This window comes from Vibrio sagamiensis NBRC 104589, from assembly GCF_007990935.1.
Classification (GTDB): Bacteria; Pseudomonadota; Gammaproteobacteria; order Enterobacterales; family Vibrionaceae; genus Vibrio; species Vibrio sagamiensis.
This window is the reverse complement of sequence record NZ_BJXJ01000018.1, coordinates 35,795-55,114: the sequence shown is the minus strand read 5'-3', so window position 1 is coordinate 55,114 and position 19,320 is coordinate 35,795. Positions and strand designations below refer to the sequence as shown.

13 protein-coding genes are annotated in these 19,320 nt (G+C 42.4%); 2 read left to right on the top strand and 11 right to left on the bottom strand.

Annotated features, from left to right (window positions below; all coding sequences use genetic code 11):
* Nucleotides 1-24 precede the first annotated feature (24 nt).
* Nucleotides 25-987, bottom strand: a complete 963-nt coding sequence (locus VSA01S_RS10410) for a D-2-hydroxyacid dehydrogenase (RefSeq protein ID WP_039979177.1) — start codon at nucleotides 985-987, stop codon at nucleotides 25-27.
* A gap of 33 nt (nucleotides 988-1,020) precedes the next feature.
* Nucleotides 1,021-1,773: a bifunctional tRNA pseudouridine(32) synthase/23S rRNA pseudouridine(746) synthase RluA gene (rluA, locus tag VSA01S_RS10405; protein WP_039979176.1), complete on the bottom strand. Its 753-nt coding sequence runs from the start codon at nucleotides 1,771-1,773 to the stop codon at nucleotides 1,021-1,023.
* 281 nt (nucleotides 1,774-2,054) lie between these two features.
* Between rluA and VSA01S_RS10400 the strand changes: the two genes are divergently transcribed.
* The gene (locus VSA01S_RS10400; protein ID WP_039979175.1) at nucleotides 2,055-3,320 is read left to right on the top strand and encodes an NRAMP family divalent metal transporter; all 1,266 of its coding nucleotides are present in this window, start codon (nucleotides 2,055-2,057) and stop codon (nucleotides 3,318-3,320) included.
* A gap of 197 nt (nucleotides 3,321-3,517) precedes the next feature.
* On the opposite strand, the gene rapA is transcribed toward VSA01S_RS10400, so the two are convergent.
* On the bottom strand, nucleotides 3,518-6,427 hold the full coding sequence (rapA, locus tag VSA01S_RS10395; RefSeq protein ID WP_039979174.1) for an RNA polymerase-associated protein RapA: 2,910 nt from the start codon (nucleotides 6,425-6,427) through the stop codon (nucleotides 3,518-3,520).
* A 563-nt stretch (nucleotides 6,428-6,990) separates the two neighbouring features.
* Here rapA and VSA01S_RS10390 point away from each other — a divergent pair.
* Nucleotides 6,991-8,367: a PhoH family protein gene (locus tag VSA01S_RS10390; RefSeq protein WP_039979173.1), complete on the top strand. Its 1,377-nt coding sequence runs from the start codon at nucleotides 6,991-6,993 to the stop codon at nucleotides 8,365-8,367.
* A gap of 90 nt (nucleotides 8,368-8,457) precedes the next feature.
* Here VSA01S_RS10390 and tldD read toward each other — a convergent pair whose 3' ends face one another.
* From tldD to VSA01S_RS10350, 8 genes are all read right to left on the bottom strand, one after another.
* Nucleotides 8,458-9,903, bottom strand: a complete 1,446-nt coding sequence (gene tldD, locus VSA01S_RS10385; protein WP_039979172.1) for a metalloprotease TldD — start codon at nucleotides 9,901-9,903, stop codon at nucleotides 8,458-8,460.
* Between the two features lie 2 nt (nucleotides 9,904-9,905).
* Nucleotides 9,906-10,736, bottom strand: coding sequence for a carbon-nitrogen hydrolase family protein (locus VSA01S_RS10380; protein WP_039979171.1), 831 nt, complete (start codon nucleotides 10,734-10,736; stop codon nucleotides 9,906-9,908).
* 28 nt (nucleotides 10,737-10,764) lie between these two features.
* The gene (locus VSA01S_RS10375) at nucleotides 10,765-14,673 is read right to left on the bottom strand and encodes a YhdP family protein (protein ID WP_039979170.1); all 3,909 of its coding nucleotides are present in this window, start codon (nucleotides 14,671-14,673) and stop codon (nucleotides 10,765-10,767) included.
* Nucleotides 14,674-14,685: 12 nt separating this feature from the next.
* Nucleotides 14,686-16,155, bottom strand: coding sequence for a ribonuclease G (gene rng, locus VSA01S_RS10370; RefSeq protein WP_039979169.1), 1,470 nt, complete (start codon nucleotides 16,153-16,155; stop codon nucleotides 14,686-14,688).
* A 17-nt stretch (nucleotides 16,156-16,172) separates the two neighbouring features.
* Nucleotides 16,173-16,742 carry a Maf family protein gene (locus VSA01S_RS10365; RefSeq protein WP_039979168.1) on the bottom strand — a complete coding sequence of 190 codons (570 nt, stop codon included), beginning with the start codon at nucleotides 16,740-16,742 and terminating at the stop codon, nucleotides 16,173-16,175.
* Between the two features lie 4 nt (nucleotides 16,743-16,746).
* Nucleotides 16,747-17,235 (bottom strand): rod shape-determining protein MreD, encoded by a 489-nt coding sequence (mreD, locus tag VSA01S_RS10360; protein WP_039979167.1) that lies wholly within the window; start codon nucleotides 17,233-17,235, stop codon nucleotides 16,747-16,749.
* A complete protein-coding gene (gene mreC / locus VSA01S_RS10355; protein ID WP_039979166.1) occupies nucleotides 17,225-18,115 on the bottom strand; it encodes a rod shape-determining protein MreC in 891 nt (296 codons plus the stop codon). Before mreC ends, mreD begins: the two co-directional genes overlap by 11 nt.
* A 149-nt stretch (nucleotides 18,116-18,264) precedes the next feature.
* Nucleotides 18,265-19,308, bottom strand: a complete 1,044-nt coding sequence (locus tag VSA01S_RS10350) for a rod shape-determining protein (protein WP_039979165.1) — start codon at nucleotides 19,306-19,308, stop codon at nucleotides 18,265-18,267.
* Nucleotides 19,309-19,320: the final 12 nt, after the last annotated feature.

Below are 19,320 nucleotides of genomic sequence, written 5' to 3'. Positions count from 1 at the left end.
GCTTTTGATCCTTCTTGATCTGCGTTATACCAAACGATTCAGCCTTTCACCGCGTTCAAATGCGTTAATATTGTCAATCAAAATATTAACCAAACGTTGAATTGATGAATCACTCCCCCAAGCAACATGCGGAGTCAATAACAAGTTAGGCAAGTGCATATTGGCAATCAGAGGGGTCGTCTTATCGGCAGGCTCTTGGTTAAACACATCAAATCCAGCAGCAGCAATTTCACCTTGTATCAATCCATCGACTAAAGCTTGCTCATCCACTAAGCCACCACGGCCCGTATTAATCAGAATTGACGTTGGCTTCATCTGCTTAAGCTCCACTTCGCCAATCAAGTTTTGCGTCTCATCATTCAACGGACAATGCAATGTGATAGCGTCTGCTTGCTCAAGCACTTCAGCAAAAGAAACGTAACCTTCTCGGCACTCCGTGACACCTTTGCGCTCCGCGAACACCACGTTCATTCCTAACGCTCGTGCCAGTTGCGCCGTTGCCTGACCCAATCCACCACTGCCAACCACACCCAAAGTACTACCCGCGACGTCTCCAATTGGATGCGTAAAGAAACAGAACTGTTTATTGCGTTGCCACTCGCCCGCTGCGATATCTTGGTGATAACCAAACAAGTTACGACGCAAAGCAAACAGCATCGCGATAACGTGTTCTGGCACAGAACGAGTCGCATAACCACGTACGTTGGCGACCGCTACGTTGTGCTCAGCGCAATAATTAATATCGACGTTATTGAAGCCCGTGGCCGCCACAGCGATCATCTTGAGATTAGGGAGTTGAGAGAGAACAGCTTGATCGAGCACCACTTTGTTACTGATAACGATATCCGCATCAGTGAGACGCTTAATCACTTGTTTTGGAGCAGTCAGATCGTATTCCACCCAATCATGGGCAAAGCTTGGGCACGGTATCTGAATCTGATCAGGGATGGTTGCGCGGTCGAGAAAGACAATTTTAGGCAATGACATAAATAAACCCTCATTCACTGCCTAAAAATAAGTTTATGGCCGTGGCAGTGTTTTGTAATCGGGTAATTTACGCTCTGGTTCAAAATAGTCAAAGATCATCTCTTTGGCTTGCGGATAAAAATCACAAGCAACAAAAATACTGCGCAATGAATCGTCAGTCGGATCATAAAAACTGAGCTCAGAAGCATGCAATTCAAGTCGTTCAGAGAAGGATCTTGCCTCTTCAGTGGCATAAAATTCATCACCAACAATTGGGTAACCTAATGCCTGCATATGTACACGTAATTGATGCGAACGCCCTGTGATAGGCAGCAAACGCACCACCGTGGTCTTCGAACCATCAGAATGTTGCTCATGATTGACCACTTGGAATAAAGTCTTAGAAGGCTTTCCATCTTCAAAACACACTTTCTGTCTAGGACGGTTAGGCCAATCGCAAATCAATGGCAGGTCAATTTCACCTTCTTCCTGATCTACATGTCCCCAAACACGGGCATAATAGATCTTATGCGTTAAACGAAACTGAAACTGTTTCTTTAATGCACTCTCAGCCTGCTTATTTTTGGCTAAAATCATTAAGCCAGAAGTCGACATATCTAGACGATGCACCACTTGAATATCTGGGTACCTTTCCTGTAGGCGACTCCACATGCTGTCATAGTGCTCAGCAAGTCTTCCCGGAACAGACAGCAGACCGGAGGGTTTATTGACCGCCAGCAGTTGATCATCTTCAAAAACAATATCGATCCAAGGTTCTGTCGGTGGATTATATTCAAGCATCGCCATGGTGGTTATCTTCACAAATTAAAAACGCGCTGATTATACCCAAGCTCACATAAGATGCATGTATAAACCCATTTAATTTACCACTTCGATACTCTTCAAATGTATTTTACTCCATTGTATCTCTGAATGAGTTCAAGGTGTTTGGATCCAACATCTCGAGCTCATTTGAAGACGGTGAATAAAAAATGAAGAACTGACCTCAAGGCTAATAAAATCAAATTGACATGCTCGACCAGACTGATAGTTATCATTTTATATTGATAAAAAAGGAAAAAAAGAATATGGAAGTAACCGCACCTCATCCAACACACCCAAAAAAACTCCAACTTATTCGCTCACTTGGCCCTGGAATTTTAATGGCTTCTGCGGCAGTTGGAGGATCGCATCTTGTGGCATCAACTAAAGCGGGGGCAATCTACGGCTGGCAACTCGCAATGCTTATCCTGCTCGTTAACGTTTTTAAATATCCATTTTTTCGGGCGGCAATTCAGTACACAATGGGAACAGGTAAAACATTAGTTGAGGGTTACGCTAATCTTGGTCGTCCATATCTGTGGTTGTTCTTACTTCTCAGTTCTATTTCAGGCGTCATCAACACCGCAGCCCTTTTGATGTTTAGTGCAAGTTTGTTGGGCTACTTCATGCCTTTTTCCCTATCGATGGTCTCTCTGAGCACTATTGTTGTCGTGACCTGTTTAGTGATTTTATTTGCTGGCCATTACAAAGCCCTAGATGCACTATCCAAAATCATTATGGCGGTTCTTACCATTGCGACTCTCATTGCTGTGACGATTGCATTCGGCAGCCCTGTAGAACCGGTCGCAAACTTTGAATCACCTTCCCCTTGGTCCCTAGCCGCAATCGGTTTTATTGTAGTAACTATGGGCTGGATGCCAGCACCGATCGAAATATCTTGTTTAACGTCCGCTTGGCTAAAGCGCCAAACAAACCAACAAAAGGTCACGCTACGTTCCGCATTGTTTGATTTCAACGTCGGCTACATTGGTACGGCAATACTCGCGTTAATATTTTTATCTTTGGGAGCCTTGACGCTGCATGGCTCCGGCATTGAGCTCAAAAGTTCTGGGATAGGGTTTTCTCACCAACTTGTCGGCTTATATGCATCGACCATCGGTGAATGGTCACGCTACCTTATTGCTATCATTGCTTTCTTTTGTATTTTCGGTAGTACGATTACCGTCATTGATGGTTACTCTCGAGTCATTTCAGATTCACAACGTCTGCTGCGTTTACAGACAAAAACAAACCCAAAAACCACTTCCGCCATCATGCTGACAGTATCAATATTGGCATTAAGCATTGTGATATTTTGGGCATCAGCCCTCCTACCAATGCTGAACTTTGCCATGGTACTCGCGTTTATCACGACACCATTCTTTGCTTTGCTCAACTATATTTTGGTGAGTAAAACAAAATTACCTAAATCACTGAGATTAAGTCGCAAATTGAAGTGGCTCTCGTTCGCAGGGTTAGTTTACCTGTTCGGCTTTTTAGCGGTGTTTATTTGGTGGAAATGGATCATGTAATTCACGCTTTAGCCTACCCAAATGACCTCAGAGATTTGATGCAGAGCGACATCTATTCAGAGCTATTTCACTGAGTCAAATTTAAGCAAGTCAATCAAGCGGAATAGCAAGCAAAGAAAAAGGCCTTCAACTGAAGGCCTTTAGTTATTTTATTCAAAGGTACGTGATTAACTGCAATCTATTTAGACTGACAATAATCAGTTATGACTCACAACAATCAGACGGAGTGAATCCAGTTGAACCTGAGCTTGATTAATATAGCCACTTAGCTCTTTGATCTGCGCTTCTATAGCTTCAAGTTCTTCATCTCGAATATTTGGGTTTACGGCTTTCAAAGCTTGTAAGCGCTCCAGCTCTGAGTTCAAGCTATGGTGCATATCCTGATGTGCTTGCTGTCGAACTTGCTCAACTTTCTGCTCAATTAAACCATCGCCTGCTTCAATCAAGTTGTGCACGTCTTTCTGAACAGAAGTCACCAGTTTGCTGCCCAAATGGCGGTTTACTGGGCTAAGCTGACGGTTAAACCCTTCAAACTCCACTTGTTCAGAAAGGTCATTACCACGCGCATCCATCATTAAACGAATCGGTGTTTTGGGTAAGAAACGGGAAATTCCACTGCTTTTTGGCGCCTGAGCATCCACAATATACACCAATTCCAATAAAATCGTACCAACGGGTAAGGCTTTATTTTTGAGTAATGATACTGCCGTCATACCGACCCCTTCACTCATAAGAAGATCAATACCACCTTGGATCATTGGGTGCTCCCAACTAATAAAGTTCATATCTTCTCGAGAAAGAGCCGTATTTCGGTCAAAAGTAATCGTCGCTCCCTCGTACGGCAGTCCCGGATAGCTTGGCACCATCATGTGCTCAGATGGCGTGACCACTAGCGCGTTTTCGCCTTTATCATCTTGATTTAGGCCAATGGTATCAAACAAAGATAAAGCGAACGTGACAAGGTTAGTATCCCCATCCGTTGAAGAGATTTTTTCAACAATTTGCTGCGCTTTCTCACCACCATTTGAGTGCATCTCTAGTAGGCGATCACGACCTTGTTCTAACTTTGATTTCAGCTCTTTATTCATCTTAGCAGATTCTTCAATCACTTCATCAAGATTTGAAATATCACCCGATGCCAACATTTCAATCAGTAAATCAGAGTATTTGTCGTACACCGCTCGCCCAGTCGGACAGGTTTCTACAAACGCATTTAAACCTTCATCGAACCAACGTGCTAGGATTGCCTGTGAAGTACCTTTTAAGTACGGAACATGAATATCAATATCACGCTCTTGACCAATTCGATCGAGACGCCCAATACGCTGTTCTAACAAGTCTGGGTTGAAAGGTAAATCAAACATCACAAGTTGGTTTGCAAACTGGAAATTACGACCTTCAGAGCCAATTTCACTACAAATCAGAACTTGCGCGCCACCTTCTTCTTGAGCAAAGTAAGCAGCCGCTTTATCACGTTCAAGTATGCTCATGCCCTCATGAAAAACCGTAGCCCGGATGCCTTCCCGTTCACGTAATGCTTGCTCTAGTTGCAATGCTGTACTGGCACGAGAAGCAATAACCAGCACCTTTTCACTGCGCTTTTCTTTGATTTTCTCAAGTAACCAATTAACCCGAGAATCAAATTGCCACCAGCTCGATTCATCACCTTCAAACTCTTGGAAGATTTCTTCAGGGTAAAGGTTCTTAACAGCGCGTGCTTCTGGGGTCATTTTCCCACCGATCAGGCCAGAGACTCGCATCGAGGTTGTATATTGCTCAGGAATATCCATTGGTAATAGATGTACATTGCGCGATGGAAAGCCTTTAATCGCGGCACGAGTATTACGGAATAAAACTCGTCCTGTACCGTGGCGGTCCATGAGGTTATCAATTAATTCTTGGCGAGCGGATGCTTTTGCTACCTCATCGCTATCACTTTCAATAACACGGAACAGCGGCTCAACATCTTGCTCAGATAAAAGCTCAGCAATTTGATTTTTTGCTACATGCCCAAGGAGCTCACCAGAAAAAAGTGCAGTAATAGCATCCGCTACAGGTGCGTATTGTGCTTCTTCTTCGATAAATGCATCGTAGTCGTAAAAACGATCTGGATCCAAAAGGCGCAAACGAGCAAAGTGACTCTCACGTCCAAGCTGCTCTGGTGTTGCAGTTAACAATAGAACGCCATCGGTACGTTCGGCTAAGCTTTCAACAACTTGATATTCACGGCTAACTTTATCTTGGCTCCATTCAAGATGGTGCGCTTCATCAACGACTAAAAGATCCCAATCACCTTCCAGTGCTTGTTCAAAACGTTTACGACTCTTACGAAGAAAATCTAGCGAACACAACACGTATTGCTGAGTATCAAATGGATTTTCAGCTTCGGCAAATGCTTCAATACAACGTTCTTCATCAAAGATAGAAAAATGTAAATTGAAACGACGCATCATTTCAACAAGCCACTGATGCTGAAGTGTTTCTGGTACAACGATAAGAATACGCTCTGCTCGTCCAGATAGCACCTGCTGGTGGATAATCATCCCAGCTTCAATGGTTTTACCCAATCCAACCTCATCTGCTAATAATACTCTGGGTGCATGACGGTGCCCAACTTCATGAGCAATATAAAGTTGATGTGGGATTAAGCCGGCACGCATGCCACAAAGGCCGCGCATTGGACTTTTATGCTGTTCAAATTGGTTTTTCAACGCACGGTAACGCAATACAAAATTGTCCATGCGATCAATTTGTCCTGCGTATAGCTTATCTTGTGGTTTATTGAATCGAATTTGGTGACTTAGAAAAATTTCACGTAAGACGATTGCCGTCTCTTGAGTATCTTCACGTGTACCAAAATAGGTATATAAGCCTTCATCCTCAAGTACTTCTTCCACCTTTAATGACCAACCTTCTTGGCAATCGATGACGTCACCAACATTAAACGTTACTCGGGTGACTGGCGCATCGTTACGTGCGTAAACTCGGTTTTCCTCAGATGCAGCAAACATCACCGTAACAGTGCGCGCATCCATGGCTACGACGGTACCTAAACCTAAATCACTTTCCGTATCGCTGATCCAGCGTTGCCCCAAAGCAAATGTCATGTATTGACTACCTCGTTCTTCTATTCTGCTAAGTGTGTCTCGTAACTCTTTTTTCGGCCGTTCTTAGCCAATAAGAGTTAAGTTCTAATTCTGCTTCCTGCGACATTACTGGATATTATTATTACCAGTCTCATTATGTGCAAAGGCCATAAGTAGACATGATAAATCGCCTCAGACTCAGTCGCAGAAAAAGGTCGCTAATCTTACTTGAAGCTGTGATTTAGGTCACGATGAAACCGTAAAAGTGAGCGATTTTTTTTTCAAAATCAGATATGTAATCAAACGGTAAAAAATCATAGTAATTATCGAGCGTAAAAATAGCATTATTCAGTATACTTATTAATAAGGAATATAAATCATGCTCAATTTATTAACTTGCTTAAAGCAAAGTTAATTCACACGATTAGGATCAACACGGGTTTGCAGTAAGTTGTCTTGCTACTCGATTGCACACTAACCGATCAAGTCTGGCAACCTCTAATGCAAGCAATCAGAGTTAGGTTAATGTTAGTTAATATATTCTTAACTCTTTCAAGCAAGCCGCTTTGCGGCAAGGAGACGCTATGGGCGATACCGAACGGAAATTGTTTGTACTTGATACCAACATTCTTCTTCACGAACCCTTCGCAATTTTCTCTTTCCAAGAACACGATGTAGTAATTCCAATGACCGTTTTAGAAGAACTTGACCGCATTAAAGATAGTAAACGCGACGTCGCAAGAGATGCTCGTGTGGCGATTAGAGCTTTAGAAGATTTATTTAGAGAAGCGACCCCTGAAGAGATCTCAGAGGGGATTCCTGTAGCCAAAGATAGCCCTGAGCAAGGTACCATCTCTATTTTAGCGGATTTTGAATTACAAGAAACCGTTAAAGCATTCGCCGATAAAGCTGGCGATAATCGCATTCTTAATGCCGTCCTTTATTTACAAAAAATACGAGCACCCCGAGAGGTTGTATTAGTCACTAAAGATATTAACATGCGCTTACGAGCAAAAGGGGCTGGCGTATGCTATGTAGAAGACTATCGAACCGACCAACTTATTGACGATGTTCAATACCTTACTAAAGGCTTTCAAAAACGTAGTGGTGACTTCTGGTCTGATATTGAGCAAGTAGAAAGTTATACATTGGAGGGAAAAACCTTTCATAAATTAGATAGAGCTCCCCTTGAGCCAACGTTCATTAATCAGTATGTGATTGATGAAGACAGTGACTTTGCTGGGCGAGTTGAAACAATGGATAATGAAAAAGTAACCCTACTCGATCTCAGCCGAGAGCGCTTGATGAATCGTCAAGTGTGGGATATTACCCCTAAAAATATTTATCAGGGTATGGCATTAGATGCTTTACTTGATCCTGAAATTGACTTGGTCATTTTAACAGGCGCGGCAGGTAGCGGTAAGACGCTTCTTACTATGGCTGCTGCTCTTGAACAAACGATTGAACAAAAGATGTTCGATAAAATTATTGTCACTCGTAACACTCCTGATATTGGTGAATCCATTGGCTTTTTACCCGGCTCTGAGGAAGAAAAAATGATGCCTTGGCTCGCTGCGGTCACCGATACTTTAGAAGCCCTACACAAAAATGATCACTGCACTGAAGGGTCTATGAGGTATATTTGCGACAAAGCGAATATTCAGTTTAAGTCAATTAACTTCATGCGTGGCCGCTCGATTCAAAATGCGTTTGTCCTCCTCGATGAATGCCAAAACCTCACAGCATCGCAAATAAAAACCATTATTACTCGATGTGGTGAAGGAACAAAGATAGTCTGTTCGGGAAATTTAGCTCAAATAGATTCCCATTATTTAACACCTGTTACTTCTGGCTTAACTTATATGGTTGAGCGATTTAAAAACTTTGAAAGTAGCGCGAATATCCACCTTAACGGCGTGGTTCGTAGCAGGTTAGCTGAATTTGCTGAGGAAAACCTTTAGATACTTAATGGTAAAAAAAAGCACTTAGGCATAAGAACGGAGCCTAAAGCTGTAGGCTCCCTCTATTAATTAAGGTCTTTATACTTGTATTTATTCTGTCCCGCCGACAGTAAGTGAGTCCAACTTCAGAGTCGGTTGCCCAACACCAACAGGCACGCTTTGTCCTGCTTTACCACATACTCCGACACCTTTATCAATACTAAGGTCATTACCAACCATAGAGACTTGCTGCATAGCTTCAATGCCAGAACCAATAAGTGTCGCACCTTTCACTGGGCGCGTAATTTTACCATCTTCAATAAGATAAGCTTCTGACGCAGAGAACACGAACTTACCTGAAGTAATGTCCACCTGACCACCACCAAAGTTTGGCGCATACAAACCTTTTTTGACCGTTGAAATAATCTCTTCTGGAGAATGTTGTCCTGGTAACATATAAGTATTGGTCATTCGCGGCATAGGTAAATGAGCATAGGATTCACGGCGGCCATTACCGGTTGGGTTAACGCCCATCAACCGTGCATTATGCTTATCTTGCATATAACCTTTTAATACTCCGTTCTCAATCAAAGTATTGTATTGGCCCTTCACTCCTTCATCATCCATATTCAAAGAGCCACGAAGATCTTTCAACGTACCATCATCAACAATAGTACATAGCGAAGAAGTGACTTTTTCACCCACCTTACCAGAGAATACCGAGGATTCTTTACGGTTGAAATCTCCCTCTAAGCCATGTCCAACAGCTTCGTGTAATAAGACACCTGGCCAACCAGAACCTAACACAACAGGCATTGCTCCTGCTGGAGCTGCTTCTGCTTCTAAATTGACTAACGCCATACGAATCGCTTCATCAGCAAAATAAAACGCTTGCTTTACACCGTCCTGCTCAGATAAAAAGAACTCATAGCCAAAACGGCCTCCCCCTCCAGCACTGCCCCGCTCTCGGCGCTCGCCTTTTTGTGCTAACACACTGATTGAAAGACGAACTAAAGGACGAATGTCGCCTGCAAAAGTACCATCCGTTGCTGCCACAAGCATTTGTTCATGAACACCACTTAAGCTGATGGACACTTCTTTTATTAATGGTTCTTTGGTTCGAATATACGCATCCAATGACATCAACAGTTCTGTTTTTTGATGCTTTTCCCAACCCGCCAGAGGATTGGTTGCTTGATAATAAGATTGATTATCTGTGCGTTTAAAGGCTTGTACCGATGCGCTTTGCCCTTGCTGTGCAATCCCTCTAGCGGCAATTGCACTCTGCTTCAAGCCTTCAAGTTGAATTTGGTCAGAATAAGCAAAGCCTGTTTTCTCACCGGTTATCGCTCGAACACCAACGCCACAATCAATGTTAAATGAACCATCTTTAATGATGCTGTCTTCTAGTACCAGAGATTCATGCCAACTGGACTGAAAATAGATGTCCGCATAATCAATCTGACGAGTGCTAATACTCGCGAGTGTCTCTGCAATGTCTTGCTCTGTCAGACCATTTGGGGCAAGCAGTGCCTGTTCGATTTGGTTTATGCTCATAGTTAGCTCTTTGGTTTACGTTTCAATTCGATTTGAAAGCGATTATGTTGAGTCAGTGGCATATTTTGCCTTACTTGCTGGTTGTGTGACAAATCAATATCACTCACAAGTAACCCTACTTGATCATCAAGCACGGCTTTAATTTCTCCCCAAGGGTCAATCACCATAGAATGTCCCCAAGTTTGTCGGTCACATGGGTGTGTGCCCGTCTGTCCACTGGCGATGACCCAGCACTGTGTTTCAATCGCCCTTGCTCGCAACAGCACTTCCCAATGCGCTTGTCCTGTCACCGCCGTAAAAGCAGCGGGAACTAGGATAATTTGAGCTCCCGAAGAACGTAAGGCTTGATACAAATCGGGAAAACGTAAATCGTAGCAAATACTCAATCCAACCCGACCAATATCTGTATCTATCGTGACTACCCGATCGCCGGGATGAAAGGTTTCAGATTCTCGGTAATGCCCGTAGCCATCAGCAACGTCCGCATCAAACATATGTAATTTATCATAATGACCGAGACATTGGCCTTGTGGAGAAAAGACTAAACTGGTTGTGGTTACACCATGTTGAGTACGAATTGGCATGCTGCCGATCACTAAAGTCAATTGATGTTCTTTGGCAATGGTGGCTAATTTGGCTTGAATCGCCCCCTCTCCCAGCTTCTCCGCACTTTTGTGATAGGCATCCCGATTGGCAAACTGAATAGCATTTTCTGGAGTTAATACCAGTTTGACTCCTTTCCGAGCCGCAATGCCGCATTGTTTTTCGATAAAGTCTAGGTTACTCCATACGTCAGGACCTGACGTCATTTGTATGATCCCAATCCGTTTCATATGATGATTCCTTATCCCCAAAATATCGCTATTTGGCGTTTTCACGTAATTGTTCAGGCAAAGTGTACTGTCCTTTACTGCGTGAGATTTCTTTAACTGTGGGTGAATCTAACGGCCCTTCCACGGAATAATTCACTTGCGTAAAGACCTCAACAACAGGAGATATCACTGTTGAAATCGCGAGAACATACAACGCAGTTTGAGGAGCAACAGCAAATGCGGTCAACATCGGGATGCCAGAGGTAATATCAGGAATAAAGCTCACCTCAGCATCGACTAGTCGAGTATTCATGTCTGCGATACCCCGTATCGTCATTTCCCCAGCTAAGGCGTCCATTTCAATATCATTGGTAACAAAGACGCCCTCTTGGATTTTCCCAGATCCCTTAATAGAGTTAAATGCTAACCCCTTGTCAAACACATCAGTAAAGTCTAACTGCATCTTGCGTATGATGGAGTCCAAACTGAATAACCCTAACAGACGCGCAGCACCGCTTACTTGAGAAATCACCCCTTTGCCAAATTCAGTCGTTACTTCTCCTTGCAAAGTTTGCGTTTTCATCGACCAAGGTGCACCATCCCAGTCAACTTTGGCCTTAATTTCGAACGGTGCTTGTTGAATGCCTGAAGTAATCCCAAAACGCTCCATTAAATCGCTGTTGTTTTCCCCTTTAAAAGCCAAATTAAAGTAGGAATGGCTTTGAGTTTCAGACAATTGCCACCACCCCTTAATATCAACATGACTTTGCCCACTGGCAAAACTCATCTGTTGCCATTCAAGTCGATCGGCTTGACGAGCCAGAGCGATATTAACTTGACCTACTTTATAACCTTGCAACCAAAAGTCTTCGACACTCAAAGTTAAGTTTGGCATTTCTTGATAGAATTTGCGTTCAAATTTAGAGATAAGTGGTGCAGAAAGATCTTCTCGTACCAATAAAGAATTTCGCTTTATTTTCTTGTCATCAAAACTGGGGATGTACAAATGGAGCTGTTCTAAAGCAACCGACAAACTATGGTTTGGTAAATCATAGCTTGCTTTACCTTTTGTTTCCTGGCTATCTACAGCTACCTGCCAGATGTTATTCTGGTTACGTGCGTCCAAAGCAATATCGTTCAGTTCAATTTCACCCAGCCTTAGAACATCCACATCCATACTAAATTGCGTTGGCAAAGGGATAATGAGGGGGGAAGGCTCTGCTTTAACATCGACTTTTTCAGCCTTTGTCACACTTGTAATATCTTGCAAAAAAGGCTGCCATTTATTGAAATCTAACTTGTCGAGGTTAACTGAGACAGAGTGGCCAGTCATCGGGTTTACTTTGAAGCCACCCTGACCAATAACAAGATTAGTTGCGTTCAAGACAGGTGCCTCATGGGAAATATCAATTTCAGCTTGATATTTAGCTTCAGGAAGCTGTAACTGAGCAGTAATCGAAGCTTGATCCCCAGACGCTTTCAATTTTGCTTGCCCTGCTGTTCCAGTAGGCTTAGTCAAAGGATAAGGGTATTGACTGGCTAAACGGTCCAGCTGGGCTATAAGATCAACTTGATAATTAAAGTCAATGTCCCCCAACTGCAGGTCAATACTCATTTGCCAAGGTGCTTTACCTGATAATGGCTCTAACCACTGTTCACCAAGATAAGATTTCAAGGGTTCGACTTGCCACTCACCATGAGACTGGATAGCGACTTGATAGCCTTTATGTTGTGCTGCACCATCAAAGTTTAATACCAGCGGCTGGCTAAGAAGGCTAGCCTTAATCCCTTTTCCCGTCACCACATCATTATCAAATTGAATGCGTCCTGTAGTATTTTCTAATGTCATCGGTGGCGCATTAATTTTAACTCGGCTACTGTTTAGGTCTGCGTAACCCCAAGCCCTGACTTCATTATTAGAATCGAAAGGTACAGTTAGTTTAAATGATGAAGAGACTGAACCACTTATTTTTAAGGCTGTTAATGCAGCTCCAACACTGTCGACTAATGGTGTGGCCATCATATAATCACGTACTTCACTGGCTGGTGCTTGCGCTGTTGCTTCAATAAATATACCTCCCGAAGTGGCAAGGCTATCAATACTACCAGTAATTTTCTGAGCTTTAATGCCCTTTAATTTTGCAGCATTGGACTCTAAATACATTGATTCATTTTGAAAATGTAAATCAAGTTGTAAATCGGTGATGCTAGGCCAAGAAGTATCAAAGCTAAATGTTGCATTTTCTAACCCTAACCAAGCCTGAAAAATGCCATCATTCGCCTTGTAAGGGAAGCGCTCTAATTCTCCATACCATAGTAACTTGGCGGTATCTACTTTGCCGCCTTGAATCGCAGTTGAAAGATAGTTTGTCAAGTTTTGACCAAGGGCAGGTAGTGGTAAGTAACGCCATACTTCACCTGCATTATAAAGATCAGCTTCAGCATAAAGTGACAAAAATGGACTTTGTCCTTTAGGGAAATCCAGCATAAAGGCACCAAGCACTTGAATATCACGAGTTGCCATCGTCGTTTTATCTGACCAAATACGCCATCCATTGTCGTCTTGTTGCCAAACAAGGTCAATTTCACTCTGCTTAATATCTAAGGGGGCTTGGAGCCACTCTCCAAACGAAAATATATCGTCCATGACGGTTAATTTCATTCGAGCTTGTTTTAGGTCTCCTGACAGAGTCACATTGACTTGATTGAAATTAGGGATAGCTTTCCATTGAGATAGGCTAAAATCACTTAATTTTGCAGAATAGAGCAGCGAGTCAAGACCTTTTTTAATTGAAATTCGAACATCTTCTAACCGTCCCTTCGGCGACAGGTGTTCTAATGTATCGGTACTGAATTCAGAGCTAGGTGCTAACTTAGCCAAAGGCTTCAAGGTTGCAATATCAAGTTGGGAAATATTTAACAGCCAACCTAAAGGCTGTGCATTTAATGTAATATCCAAATTTGGCCATGCTACATCATCTGTAGATACTTGGAGTGAATTAGCTTGTGCTTTCCACCCATCTTGATGAGGAGACAACTTGAAAATGCCTGACTGTATAGAAAGCTCATGACAGCCTTTCTCTTCCCAAATCAATTTAGACGGTTGAACTTCGACATAAGCATCAGCAGGGTGTCCACGCTCTAATGTCAACCAAGAGTTCAAACTGACTTCACCAGATTTAATGCCAGATTCCTCCTGCATATATTGAGTCAACCAAGGACCAATAGAAACATTCTGAACACTGACAAAGATATCCCCAGAGATATCCCTTAATGAGCCATAATCTTTAAAGTTTGCATTTACTAACAATGAATTCAAACTTGGTTCGATAATACTAACCGAACCTTCAACTTGGTGACTTTGCCCACGGTTACGCCAATGAAGTTGCTCTATATCAAGACGGCGTGTTTCCTGAGAGATTGAGCGGTACCAAATTTGAGATTGATTTATTGTAAAGTCTTGTAACTGATGCAAGAGCAAAGCGTCTAGCTTTGCGAGCAACGCATGTTGTTGACTTGAACTTTCGCTATTCGTTTGAGGGTCAGTTTGAGAAACATTCTTTGCTTTAGAGAATAATTCAAGCGAGCGAACATCAAGTGTTAAACCATTGATATTTAAATCTGAAATGACAGGATTCAACTGCAAGATTGAACGGATTAAATCGAATTCAATAGCAATCTTATCAACTGTAAAACCTACTGGTTGTTCTTGGGGTAAATTGGCTTTCAAGCCTTGTAACTCAAGAGAGGGGTGACTGTTACGCCAGGTTCCAATCATATGATTGACTGAAAAATCGAAGCCCGTATCTTGTTTGACCCAGGCTACAATTTCATTTTGAAAAGAATTAAGATGTGGTAAAGCAACACGTAAAGCGGTAGCGAATAATGCTAACAACACCAATACACAAGCCAAGCTCCAAGCACAAAATCGTGCTAAACGATTAACACTAAAATTCACACAGGTCCCAAACTACATCATTACAACATCAAACTGTTCTTGTATATACAACGGTTCTGCTTGAATACGGACTTGTTTTCCAATAAAAACCTCAAGCTCAGCAAGAGCATGAGATTCATCTCCTAGTAAAGCTTCTGCCACATAAGGGGAGGCATAAACAACAAAATTATCCGCATCGTAAGCTCGATTCACCCGAGTAATCTCACGCAGAATTTCAAAACAGACGGTTTCCACAGTTTTCACGCTACCTCGTCCTTCACAAGTAGGACAACTCGAACAAAGAATATGTTCAATACTTTCTCGTGTCCGCTTACGCGTCATTTCAACAAGGCCAAGTTGAGTGAAACCATTAATGTTGGTTTTGACACGGTCTTTAGATAAAGCAGCTTCAAGAGAAGCTAACACACGCTTACGGTGACCTTCAGATAACATATCGATAAAGTCAATAATGATAATACCACCTAAATTACGCAGACGTAATTGACGAGCAATAGCTTGAGTAGCCTCGACATTGGTATTAAAAATTGTTTCTTCCAGATTACGACGTCCGACAAATGCTCCTGTGTTGATATCAACCGTAGTCATTGCTTCTGTTTGATCAATAATCAGATAACCACCAGATTTAAGCTCTACCTTGCGTTCTAATGAGCGCTGAATTTCATTCTCAGTGTCATACATATCAAAGATAGGCTTATCACCTTCATAGAGCTCAAGCTTCTCTGTCAACTCTGGCACATACTCGGAGGTAAACTCTTTCAAGTTCTCGTACTCTAAGTGTGAGTCAACCATCACTTTATCCAGTTCAGTACCGACAAAGTCACGCAAAATACGCTGCGCTAAACCAAGTTCACCATACAACGTCGTACGTGTTTTATATTTTGCACGACGTTCTATAATCTTAGACCATAAGCGTTTCAGAAAAGCAGCATCTTGTGACAGCTCTTTTTCATCTGCGCCTTCAGCTGCAGTACGAATAATAAAGCCCCCATGCTCATCGCAATAGTGATTGACCACCTTTTTAAGCCGTTCCCGTTCTTTTTCACTCTCAATGCGCTGGGAAACACCGACATGGCTTGCTCCTGGCATAAACACAAGATAACGTGATGGTAGAGTAATGTCTGTGGTTAACCTAGCGCCTTTTGTTCCAAGTGGATCTTTCACAACTTGAACAACGATATCTTGACCTTGACGTACTAACTCTGAAATATCACGTACCTGAAATTGTTGCTTTTCATTTTCCGCGACACATTCGGTGTGTGGTACAATGTCAGATGCGTGGAGAAAGGCTGCTTTTTCTAAACCAATATCAACAAAAGCCGCTTGCATTCCAGGTAACACACGACTCACTTTGCCTTTATAGATATTACCAACAATACCGCGACGTGATTCTCGCTCTATATGTATCTCTTGTAATACGCCACCTTCAATCATCGCTACACGAGTTTCACTCGGAGTAACGTTTAACAGCAATTCTGCACTCATGTGCACACCTCGAATAATTATAAAAATTCTTGAATCAGCTGATCAGTTTCAAATAGAGGTAGGCCAACAACAGCATAATAGCTGCCTTCGATTCGGGTCACAAAACGCCCACCTAACCCTTGAATACCATAACTACCAGCTTTATCACATGGCTCTCCTGACTGCCAATATTGTTCTATTTCTTCATCAGTCAACGATTTAAACCAAACATCTGTTACAACGACTTGTGAATATTGCTGTTCAGCCGAGACAACACTGACTGCTGTCATCACTTGGTGGTGACGACCTGAAAGCTGATTCAACATCCGCTTTGAATGTTCAAAATCATTGGGCTTTTCCAAAATAAAACCATCGCAAACTACAACCGTATCTGAACCTAATACCACAGCATCAAATGACGACATCGCTAAACCCGCTTGCGCTTTTTCCAAAGAGAGACGCAGCACATAATCATAAGCAGTCTCATTATCTTGCTGCTCTTCTTTTATATCAGATAGCACGATATCAAATCGATAGCCTAACTGGGTGAGCAATTCTTTTCGTCTTGGTGAACCAGAGGCCAAAACAAGGGAAATTTTGTTATTCATAGCCCTACCTTACATGCCATAAACGCCTGATACGACGCATCAATAAAAATAACCACGGCCAAAGTATGGCATTGATAACCGCAGCCCACAGAGGTAGGGGATCAAGCACAACATCTTGATTGAGGTACTCTCCACAAAAGATCAGCACTTCTAGCAATACCGTAAACACCATAATAAGCATAGACTGCTGCCAAAGTGCCATATTACGAATCACCAAAGAGTTCAGGGCAACCAAGTAGATGACAATAGACATCATCATGCCTCTAATACCCAAAGTCGACCCAATTAAGAGATCCCATAAGAGTCCAAGAACTAATGCCGTGCCAACATTCACTCGATGAGGTAATGCAAGCACCCAGTAGCAAGTAACGAGGAAAAGCCAAGACGGGCGAAGTTGATCCAAAATGCCAGGCCATGGGATCGTTTGCAAAACTAATGCTACTAAAAAAGTGATGCCGATGACCATTCGGCTGCGAAATACATTATTGGCCATCCGTTACCTCTTTATTCGACTCTTCTTTAGTGCCAGACTGTAATGCTTTATCGTGTCGATCTTCATTTGGCCAGATCAACAATAAATAACGCAAGCGATCAAACTCCACGACAGGTTGAGCTACAATTGAAGCAAACTCTTGTCGTGTATCGTGTGAAACATTCATTACAGTTGCAACTGGATAGCCTTCTGGGTAAATACCACCTAGCCCAGATGTCACAAGAAGATCTCCCGCTTGAATATCGGTACTGGTTGGAATATGTTCCAGTTGAATTTTATCCAACTCCCCATTGCCAGAAGCAATCACACGAATATCATTACGAATAACTTGAACTGGAATTGCATTTTTTGCATCCGTAAGTAGTAATACTCTCGCATTATGTGCTGCCACAAACGTTACTTGACCAACAATGCCTTTTTCATTGATCACTGGCTGCCCAATGTAAACACCATCAATTTGGCCTTTATCAATCACAACTTGATGCTGATATGGCGAGGTATCAACAGACATGACTTCTGTAACAACCTTCTTTTCATCACGAACAAATGAAGAGCCTAACAACTTTCTTAAACGTTGATTTTCCTCTTTATATTGCTCGAGTAAAATAAGCTCACTTTTTAAACGCAATACTTCTCGTTTTAAATTACGATTTCCGTCTAAAAGGGTTTGACGCGAATTAAAGCGCTCAAACATACCATCGAAAATGCTACGAGGTAAGTTAGCTACATATTGTATAGGTGCAACCATACTATTTAGGAGGAATCGAACGTTAGAAAATGTATCTAAACGATTGTCAGCCATCATCAAACTGGTCGAAATAATGACAGCTAAAAATAAACGAAGTTGCAGAGTTGGACCTCTGCCAAAAATTGATTTCATTTTGTTGTTAAACCTGTGGTTACCATAACTTTTTAGCCTTATTTGGCAACCTGAGATATCGACAAAAAGCGATTCTAGGCCTGATGCAGGATGATGTTATAATGATGGGTAAAGGGTGAAACTAAAAGACAGTTTCACCCTTTTCATATTTAATCTTCTGAGAAAAGATCGCCACCGTGCATGTCGATCATTTCAAGCGCTTTACCACCCCCGCGTGCAACACAGGTCAGTGGATCTTCAGCGATAACGACAGGAATACCCGTTTCTTCCATCAATAAACGGTCAATATCTTTGAGAAGTGCTCCACCACCCGTTAATACCATACCATTTTCGGAGATATCTGATGCCAACTCAGGAGGGCATTGCTCTAAAGCAACCATTACAGCAGAAACAATACCAGATAATGGTTCTTGTAATGCTTCTAAAATTTCGTTGGAGTTAAGACTAAAACTACGAGGAACACCTTCGGCAAGGTTACGTCCACGGACTTCGATCTCTAGGACTTCATCACCCGGATAAGCAGAACCAATTTCATGTTTGATTTTCTCTGCTGTCGCTTCCCCAATGAGGCTACCGTAATTACGACGAACATAGTTAATCACAGCTTCGTCAAAACGGTCACCACCAATGCGGACAGATTGAGCGTAAACCACACCGTTGAGCGATATAACTGCAACTTCAGTGGTACCACCACCGATATCAACGACCATAGAACCAGTCGCTTCAGAAACGCGCAGGCCTGCACCAATTGCCGCAGCCATTGGCTCATCAATCAAGTACACTTCTCGTGCACCAGCACCAAGTGCAGATTCACGGATAGTACGACGCTCAACTTGCGTTGAACCGCAAGGCACACAAATCAAGACTCTTGGGCTTGGTTTCAAGATGCTGTTGTCATGTACTTGTTTGATAAAATGCTGCAACATTTTTTCTGTTACAAAGAAATCAGCAATAACACCATCTTTCATTGGACGGGTAGCCGTAATATTACCTGGCGTACGTCCGAGCATTTGTTTTGCTGCATGACCTACCGCAGCAACACTTTTTGCAGAATTTGTACGCTCCTGGCGAATAGCGACTACTGAAGGTTCATCCAGGACAATACCCTGCCCTTTTACGTAAATTAGAGTGTTGGCAGTACCTAAATCAATAGAAAGATCATTAGAAAACATGCCACGAAGTTTTTTAAACATATGCTTCGCTCA